This is a genomic window from Rhodococcus sp. P4_E4 (genome assembly GCF_056401575.1).
In genome coordinates, this window is record NZ_JBFUJB010000006.1 from 366,321 (window position 1) to 375,056 (window position 8,736).

The 8,736-nt window shown below is 63.0% G+C and carries 6 protein-coding genes; all 6 read right to left on the minus strand.

The window, feature by feature from the left end; translation table 11 throughout:
• Positions 1-40 precede the first annotated feature (40 nt).
• Positions 41-727, minus strand: coding sequence for a DUF8010 domain-containing protein (locus tag AC1DVN_RS10500; protein WP_020970006.1), 687 nt, complete (start codon positions 725-727; stop codon positions 41-43).
• Positions 720-1,139 (minus strand): acyl-CoA thioesterase, encoded by a 420-nt coding sequence (locus tag AC1DVN_RS10505; protein ID WP_003944573.1) that lies wholly within the window; start codon positions 1,137-1,139, stop codon positions 720-722. Before AC1DVN_RS10505 ends, AC1DVN_RS10500 begins: the two co-directional genes overlap by 8 nt.
• Positions 1,136-5,983: an NAD-glutamate dehydrogenase gene (locus AC1DVN_RS10510; RefSeq protein ID WP_283567511.1), complete on the minus strand. Its 4,848-nt coding sequence runs from the start codon at positions 5,981-5,983 to the stop codon at positions 1,136-1,138. The genes AC1DVN_RS10505 and AC1DVN_RS10510 overlap by 4 nt, the downstream gene beginning before the upstream one ends.
• Before the next feature lie 99 nt (positions 5,984-6,082).
• On the minus strand, positions 6,083-6,502 hold the full coding sequence (locus AC1DVN_RS10515; RefSeq protein ID WP_283567510.1) for an acyl-CoA thioesterase: 420 nt from the start codon (positions 6,500-6,502) through the stop codon (positions 6,083-6,085).
• Between the two features lie 4 nt (positions 6,503-6,506).
• Positions 6,507-8,186 (minus strand): energy-dependent translational throttle protein EttA, encoded by a 1,680-nt coding sequence (gene ettA / locus AC1DVN_RS10520; protein ID WP_007730925.1) that lies wholly within the window; start codon positions 8,184-8,186, stop codon positions 6,507-6,509.
• Between the two features lie 166 nt (positions 8,187-8,352).
• Positions 8,353-8,736, minus strand: a 384-nt coding sequence (locus AC1DVN_RS10525) for an acyl-CoA dehydrogenase family protein (RefSeq protein ID WP_477993774.1), incomplete at its 5' end; no start/stop codon positions are given.

The following is an 8,736-nucleotide window of genomic DNA, read 5'->3' on the forward strand; positions in this document are numbered from 1 at the left end:
GGCGGCCCCATCGCGCTGGTGGCGGCCGTCGCCTGAACTCCTACCGCGCAACCATCAGCGGTATCGAACCACCGCGGTGACGGTAGATCGAACCAAACCGTGCATCGAGGCGCACCCACGATCTACTCGCCCGCACCCGAACCAGTTCCGACGCGTCGATCTGTTCGAGATCGATGTCCGCAGTCATCGCTTCGGATCCGGCGTGCGGAACGAATCCCATTGCGGTCAAGGCAAAAATAACTCGCATCGAGATCCCGACCGTGCCTGACGGACCACTGACCTCGAGCACGTCCTGATCGAGCAACGACGCCGGCGGCCCGTGACTACTTCCATGCTCGAGTGCCAAGGCGTTGCCCCGTTGCGCCAGTTCGATCAGCACCCGGGCGGGTACGTCGTCCAGGTGCTCGAAGCCGTCCATCGGCGGCAACGCCCCACGCCATGCCGAATCCATGGCGAACCCCGGATCGATCAGCTCACTTGTTGCCTGCTCCACCGCCGAGAGCAACTGATCGCCGGCAGCCGACGTGTCGTCAGGGTTGATGGTGCCAGCCACCGTTCGCGTCGCCAGAGCGTCGAAACCCGTTGACGCCCAGACGCTCAGGTGCGCATCGCCGCGTCGGCGCATTCGGATGACCGCGGACTCGTCCAAACGCAAGGCGTGACCGATGAAGCCGGCCAAGTTCTTTCGCTCGGCCTCCTCGGGCACGGTCAGGACACGTTCATGCACGTTGCCAGCTCTCCAAGTACTCCCGCTCGGGCCCGCTGAGGCGGCGCAGACGTTGAGTGTCGATATCGAAGGCCGCGATCTGAGTCGATGCCACGATGGACGGCGGGACGCTGAGATCGGCGCCGCGGGGGCGAACCTCGTACGCGATGGTGAAGTCCACCGCGCGAACCTTTTCCACCCACATGAAGACATCGAGCGGTGAATCGTCGTGCCGCAGTTGCCCGCGGTACCGCACATGGAGATCGGCAATCACAGCCCCGTCACGCAGGGTGACCGTCGGGCGCGAGTCTTCGAACAACCAAGGAATCCTCGCCTCTTCGAGCAACGTCACCATCCGTGCGTGGTTGATGTGCTGGAAGGCATCCATGTCGGACCACCGAACCACAACTTCGGCGTGGAATCCTTCGCTCAACGTCCTACCTCCGATCGGGTGCCCATGCTGCGCACCATGCTACGAACCTGACGCGCCGCCACCGAGAGCGTCGCGAGGTCAAGCGTCCCAGACTCGAAGATCTCGACGAGAGCTGCCCTCGCCCGACTCAGCCGCGAGGCGTTGGTCGATTCCCATTCGTCGATCTTCTCCTGCGGCGACTCCCCCGGCTCGCCGCCGGCCAGAACCTCCATCGTCAGCTGCCGCAGCGAACTGTAGAGGTCGTCTCGCAACGCGAGCCGAGCAAGCGAGTGCCAGCGATCGCCGCGCTCGAGTCCCGAGACCGCGCTCAGCAGCCAGTCGATTCCCAGATGCGCGTCCAAGGCGTAGTACAGCTCCGCGACTTCGGTGATGTCGTGATCTGCGATGTCGGCGATATCCGCGATGTCGAGCAGGCAGTAGACGTCGAGCAGTCGGAACACGTCCAGCGCCAACGCTTCCGGAGCCCCGCGATCGATCACGGATTGAGCGCGCACGAGCAGATCGTCGAGCTGGTGGCCGGCGAGCAGCCCCGGAACCAGCGGCGCCGTCGCCCGATACGCTGCCGAGTAGCGCGCAACTTCGGCGCCGACGGCAATCGGCTGGGGCCGATTGGCCAGGAACCACCGCGACGCGCGGTCGAGCAAGCGGCATGACTCCACGATCAGCTCGTTTTCGATCTCTGCACTGACGCCGGCCGAGCGGATTCGCGACCACACCTCGTCGAGCGCAAAGACCTCTCGCACAGCGGCGTAGGCACGGATCGAGTCGGTACTGCTCGCTCCGGTCTCCTCGGCCAAGCGGTAGGCGTACGTGATTCCGCCGTTGTCGATCACTTCGTTCACGAGCATCGTCGCGACGATCTGCCGCCGCAACGGGTGTGCCTTGATCTCTGTTTCGAACCGATCGCGAACAGCGGTCGGGAAGTACTGCGGGATCTGCTGGGCGAAGAAATCGTTGTCCGGCAACTCGGTTGCGAGCAGATCGTCCTTGAGTGAAAGCTTCACGTGCGCCGTCAGCGTCGCCAATTCCGGCGACGTCAGACCCACACCGGCCTCGAGGCGACGCTCGATCTCCTTGTCGGTCGGCAACGCCTCGAGCTTGCGGTCAAGTCCACGTGCCTTGGTCAGATCCGTCAACTGACGGCGGTGAACACCGAGCATCTGCGGCGCGGTCACGCGGGAGATTCCGAGCAGCGCGTTCTGGGCGATGTTGTCCGCCAACACCAGCGCCGCCACGTCGTCGGTCATCGACGCCAGCAACGGATTCCGTTCCTGAGTCGGCAGTAACTGCGAACGCACGAGCGAATCGAGAAGGATCTTGATGTTCACTTCGTGATCGGAGCAGTCGACGCCGGCCGAGTTGTCGATGGCGTCGGTGTTGATGTGACCGCCGTTGGCGCTGAACTCGATTCGTCCCAGAGCAGTCACGCCGAGGTTGCCGCCCTCACCGATCACCTTGACTCGTAGGTCTTGACCGTCGACTCGCACCGCGTCGTTGCTCTTGTCTCCGACCTGCGCGTTCGTCTCGGTCGAAGCCTTGACGTATGTACCGATTCCGCCGTTCCACAGCAGATCCACCGGTGCCGACAGAATCGCCTGCATCAATTCCGGCGGCGAGAGCTTCGTGACCCCCTCGGCCAGACCCAGTGCGATTCTGACGCTTTCGGCGATCGGAACCGACTTGACCGTGCGGTCCCAGACGCCGCCACCTTCACTGATCAGGCTCTTGTCGTAGTCGGCCCACGACGACCGTGGCAACTCGAAAAGTCGTTGACGTTCGACGAACGAGCTCGCTGCATCCGGGTTCGGATCGAGGAAAATGTGTCGATGGTCGAACGCGCCCACCAGACGGATGTGCCGACTGAGGAGCATTCCGTTGCCGAACACGTCTCCGCTCATGTCGCCGACGCCTACCGTCGTGAAATCCTGCGTCTGCGTGTCGACCCCGAGTTCGCGGAAGTGCCGCTTGACGCTTTCCCAGGCGCCGCGAGCGGTGATTCCCATGCCCTTGTGGTCGTATCCCACGGAGCCACCGGAGGCAAACGCATCGCCGAGCCAGAAGTCGTACTTGGCGGCAACCGAATTCGCGAGATCCGAGAACGTCGCCGTGCCCTTGTCCGCGGCGACCACCAGGTAGCGATCCTGATCGTCCTTGCGCACCACTCGATCCGGCGTCACAACTTCGCCGGTAGCCGCGTGCACGTTGTCCGTGATGTCGAGCAATCCGGAGATGAACGTGGTGTAGCAGGCCTTGCCCGTTTCCAGCGTCGCCGTTCGATCAGCCGCCGGATCACCCGTCGGCAGAGGCGGATTCTTCACGACGAAGCCGCCCTTGGCGCCGACCGGCACGATCACCGCGTTCTTGACGGCCTGAGCCTTCACCAAGCCGAGCACCTCGGTGCGGAAATCCTCGCGCCGGTCGGACCAGCGGAGTCCGCCGCGCGCTACTGCGCCGAATCGCAGGTGGACGCCTTCGACCTCGGGTGAGTACACGTAGATCTCGAAAGCCGGCCGCGGCTTGGGCAACTCGCTGATCCGCGAGGGATCGAGCTTGACCGACAGGTAGTCGCGAGAGCGGCCATCGGCGTCGACGACGTAGAAATTGGTACGCAAGGTCGCCTTCACCAAGGAGAACATTCCACGCAGAATGCGATCGGCATCCAAGCTGAGTACCTCGTCGATGGACGCACGCAACTGCTCGTCCAATTCGGCGACGCGAATGTCGTCCTGTTTCTCGGGGTCGAACATCGCCTCGAACAACTGCACCAATGCAAACGCGGTCTGCGGGTGCGTTAGCGCGATTCCTTCGATGTGGAACTGACTGTACGGAAATGTGGCCTGGCGCAAATACTTTGCGTAAGCACGCAACACCACGGCTTGCCGCCAGGACATTCCGGCCCGCAGCACCAACTCGTTGAATCGGTCAGCTTCTGCCCGGCCGAACCAGACTGCACCGAATGCAGCCGTGAATCGCTTCTGGACCTCGGTCAGCGGGGCGGTACTGGTCTCGAGTGGCACCTGCGCATCGAGGTCGATCTCGACCGACGCCCGAAGATCCGCCGGTACCGACAATCCGAAATCGTAGATCCAGCACTGAACGCCGTCGAGTCGCTGCACGACGTGCGGTCGCTCGTCGAGAACTTCGACGCCGAGTGACTGCAGCACGGGGAGCACCTGACTCAACGAGATACCGTCGCCGCCGACGAAGAGCGTGAAGCGCCAGGCACCGGGCGCGGAGTCCACAGCGCGATAGAGCAGTACGTCGATCGCGCCTGGCGCCAACGCCTCGAGCCTGGCGATGTCGGCCAGCGCGCGTGACGGTTCGAAGTCCTCCTTGTATCCATCGGGAAGCACCCGCGAATACCGTTGCACCAGTTCCGGATCCACCCCCGGAATGTCGCGAACAAGGTCGTTGATGCGGTCGTCCCAGCTACGACTGACTTCGGTCAGCAGGGCCTGAACTCGCTCGCGGTTGGCCTCGGAGACATCCAGATGAACCGGCTCACTGTCCGGATCGCGCCGGATCGTCACGTGCAACAGCGCAAGATCGTTCTCGGTAACCCGGGCGGTGTAATCAACTGTGCCTGGGCCGAATTCGCTCCACAACAGGTTTTGCATCGCCAGTCGCACCCGCGTCGTATACCGGTCGCGAGGCAGATACACCAAGCAGGATACGAACCGTCCGAACGTGTCCTCGCGGACGAAGAGTCGCACCTGTCGACGCAGCCCGATGCTGTGCACGGCGTGGACGGTCTCGAACAAGGTCTCGGCATCGCTCGAGAACAACTCGGTGCGCGGGAAGGACTGGATGACCTCGAGCATCGCCTGCCCGGAGTACGAATGCAGGTCGACACCGGCACGCGCGATGACTTCGCGGACGCGTCGCTCGATCAGAGGAATCGCGAGGACGTTCTCGTGGAGTGCGACCACGGTGAACACACCCAGGAATCTGTGCTCCCCCACGATGTTTCCCTCGTCGTCGAGGATCGAGACACCCACGAAGTACGGGTAGACAGCGCGGTGCACCGTGGCGGGGAACGATCCCTGTGTCAGGACCAGAAGCGGTCGATCCGGGAGATCTGCAACTGGAGGCAAACTCATCGGGCCTTCGGTGACCGCGTCGGAGCGCAGCACGCCGAGCCCGCTGCCGGCGACCGTGCGTGAGCCGTCCTTCGTGCCCTCGAATCGCCGGTATCCGAGTACGGCGTAGTTTCCGTCCGCCATCCACCGGAGCAGCCGAGCGGTATCGGAGAATTCTTCGGGGGTGATCCTCCCGGAGGCAGTTTCTGCAGCACTCTCCAACTCGTCGGCAACGCGCAGTTGCAGTGCCTTCATATCCGGGGTGTCACCAACCACCTGGCGGACGTCCGCGAGCACTTTGCCGAGGTGGGCTTCGATCGCGTCGAGATCGGAATCCTCGACTTCGGAGTCCAACTGGACGTGCATCCAGGATTCTTGGATACCGCTGTCGCCCAAGGAAATCAGATTGCCCGCGTTGTCGCGTTCAACCGTCAGGATCGGATGGGCGAATTGACTGATTCCCACGCCTTGTCGGTTGAGCATCGCGGTAACGGACTCGACGAGCAACGACATGTCGTCGGTGACGATCTGGACGGCAGCGCCGAGACCCTCGGATCCTGACGGGCGGTACACACGCCATACGGCCGTGCCTGGCGTCCGCTGCCTCCCGAGCGCGAGATGCGCGAGCAGGACTCGATCCGATCGACCGTTGATGACGTCGTCGCTGTCACCCTCGTCGATGTGCGTGAAAAAGGCCTCGCGAAGACGCGTCAACAACGTCGCTTCGTCGAGGCCTGTGCCCTGCTGCCGTACACGGTCTGTCATTCCTGGCTCACATCCTTGTGGGTTCTGATCGCCGCGACCAATCTCTGACTCGAGACTAGCCGCGGCAACCAGTACCTAGGGTGAACTGAGAAACGAAATCTACGATGTCGTCATCTGAACAAGCGATGCTTCGAGCACTGCACGTTCGCTGTCCGCCAGCGGTCTGGACTTTTCGGACACGGTGTCGAATCCGACCATCAACGCGTCGCCGAAGGCGCATTCGACACCCGCGTTGTCACGGATGACGTGCCGAACCGTGAACGAGGAAGTCCCGACGTGAGTCGTGAAGACCTCCACGTTCAACGGACCGGACCGATCGGTGACCGGCTTGAGGAACTCGATGGTCATCTTTCGAACCACGAGGTATCCCGGCCGGCCGCCGAGCGGCGCCAGTTTCGCTTCCAGGAACTGGATGCGAGCTTCCTGCATGTACTCGACGTAACGCGTGTTGTTGACGTGACCCAACCGGTCGGAATCGCCCCACCGGACCTGGATCTGCGCTGTGTATACGTCGGACACCTGATCAGTCCCTGGTGAGCTTGCGGTGAGTCACGCGGTGCGGGCGTGCGGCGTCGGGGCCGAGTCGCTCGACCTTGTTCGCCTCGTAGCCCTCGAAGTTGCCCTCGTACCAGTACCAAGCTGCCTCGTTGTCGCCGAAACCACCTTCCCACGCGAGGATGTGGGTACAGGTCCGGTCCAGGAACCAGCGATCGTGCGAGATCACGACGGCGCAGCCGGGGAACTCTTCGAGAGCGTTCTCCAGCGAGCCGAGGGTTTCGACGTCGAGGTCGTTGGTGGGCTCATCGAGCAGGATCAGGTTGCCGCCCTGCTTGAGCGTCATCGCCAGGTTCAGGCGGTTGCGCTCACCACCGGAGAGGACGCCGGCCGGCTTCTGCTGATCGTGGCCCTTGAAACCGAACGAGCTGATGTACGCGCGCGAGGGGAACTCGGTCTGGCCGACGACGATGAAATCGAGCCCGTCGGACACGGTCTCCCAGACCGTCTTCTTGGGGTCGATTCCGGAACGGTTCTGGTCGACGTAGCTCAGCTTGACCGTCTGACCGATCTTGACCTCACCGGCGTCAGGCTCCTCGAGACCGACGATGGTCTTGAACAGCGTCGTCTTACCGACGCCGTTGGGGCCGATGACGCCGACAATTCCGTTGCGCGGCAACGTGAACGAAAGATCCTTGATCAGCACGCGGCCGTCGAAGCCCTTGTCGAGGTTCGAGACCTCCACGACCACGTCACCCAGGCGCGGCGGTGCCGGGATCTGGATCTCGTCGAAGTCGAGTTTGCGGGTCTTCTCGGCTTCGTTCGCCATTTCCTCGTAGCGATCGAGACGAGCCTTGTTCTTGGCCTGGCGGGCCTTGGCGCCGGAACGAACCCATGCGAGCTCGTCCTTGAGGCGCTTCTGCAGCTTCTGATCCTTCTTGCCGGCAACTTCGAGGCGTGCAGCCTTCTGCTCCAGGTAGGTGGAGTAGTTGCCCTCGTACGGGTACAGGCGTCCGCGGTCGACTTCACAGATCCACTGCGCGACGTGATCGAGGAAGTAACGATCGTGGGTCACGGCGAGGATTGCGCCGGGGTAAGCAGCGAGGTGCTGCTCGAGCCACAGGACAGATTCGGCGTCGAGGTGGTTGGTGGGCTCATCGAGGAGCAGGAGGTCGGGCTTGCTCAGCAGCAGCTTGCAGAGCGCAACGCGTCGCTTCTCACCACCGGAGAGGTGGGTGACCATCTCTTCCGGCGGGGGGCAGCGCAGGGCGTCCATAGCCTGCTCGAGCTGCGAGTCGATCTCCCACGCGTCTGCGTGATCGAGCTTCTCCTGCAGTTCGCCCATCTCTTCCATGAGCTCGTCGGAGTAATCCGTGGCCATCAGCTCGGCGATCTCGTTGTACCGCTTGAGCTGGACCATCGTCTCTCCGAGACCGTCCTCGACGTTCTCGCGAACCGTCTTGGTCTCGTCGAGCTCCGGCTCCTGCATGAGGATGCCGACGGTCGCGCCCGGAGCCAGGAATGCCTCGCCGTTGCCCGGCTGGTCCAGTCCGGCCATGATCTTGAGGATGCTGGATTTACCAGCGCCGTTCGGTCCGACGACACCGATCTTCGCGCCGGGGTAAAAGCTCATCGTGACGTCATCGAGGATGACCTTGTCACCGTGCGCCTTGCGCACCTTCTTCATCGTGTAAATGAACTCAGCCATGACCGCCAGCCTATCGGTGTTTGTCCTATAACCCACATTGCGCGTTGGCGCTCACTCCGATGCGGGTTCTGCGGACAGTCCGAGGTCATCGACCAGATTCACCGACATGCTCATCGACCCCCACGAAAACCGCGATGGGGACACCTCCGGGTGTCCCCCGGACGGCTCAGATCATTGCCCGGTGGATGCCCTGCGGTTCGCCACCGAGCTGCGAGAGCGTCGACGCGTGGAAGATGGAACCGGGTACGTGGATCGCGTGCGCGAGACCGGCATGCGCGTCACGCCAGAACCGCTGCATCGGCGTGTTCAACTGCAACGCGCCACCACCGGAACGAGCAAAGATCTCGTCCACCGCCCGCACCGCACGCCACGCAGCAGCAGTCTGCGTACGCCGACCGATCGCACGCAGCTCGAACGAAACTTCCTGCCCCTTCTCGGTCATGTCCCAGAAACGATCCACCGTCTCCAAGATCGCAGCCCGAGAAGCAGCGATCTCGGCCGCAGCCTCACCGATCGCGAACAGCACGTACGGATCTTCCTTGATCGGAAC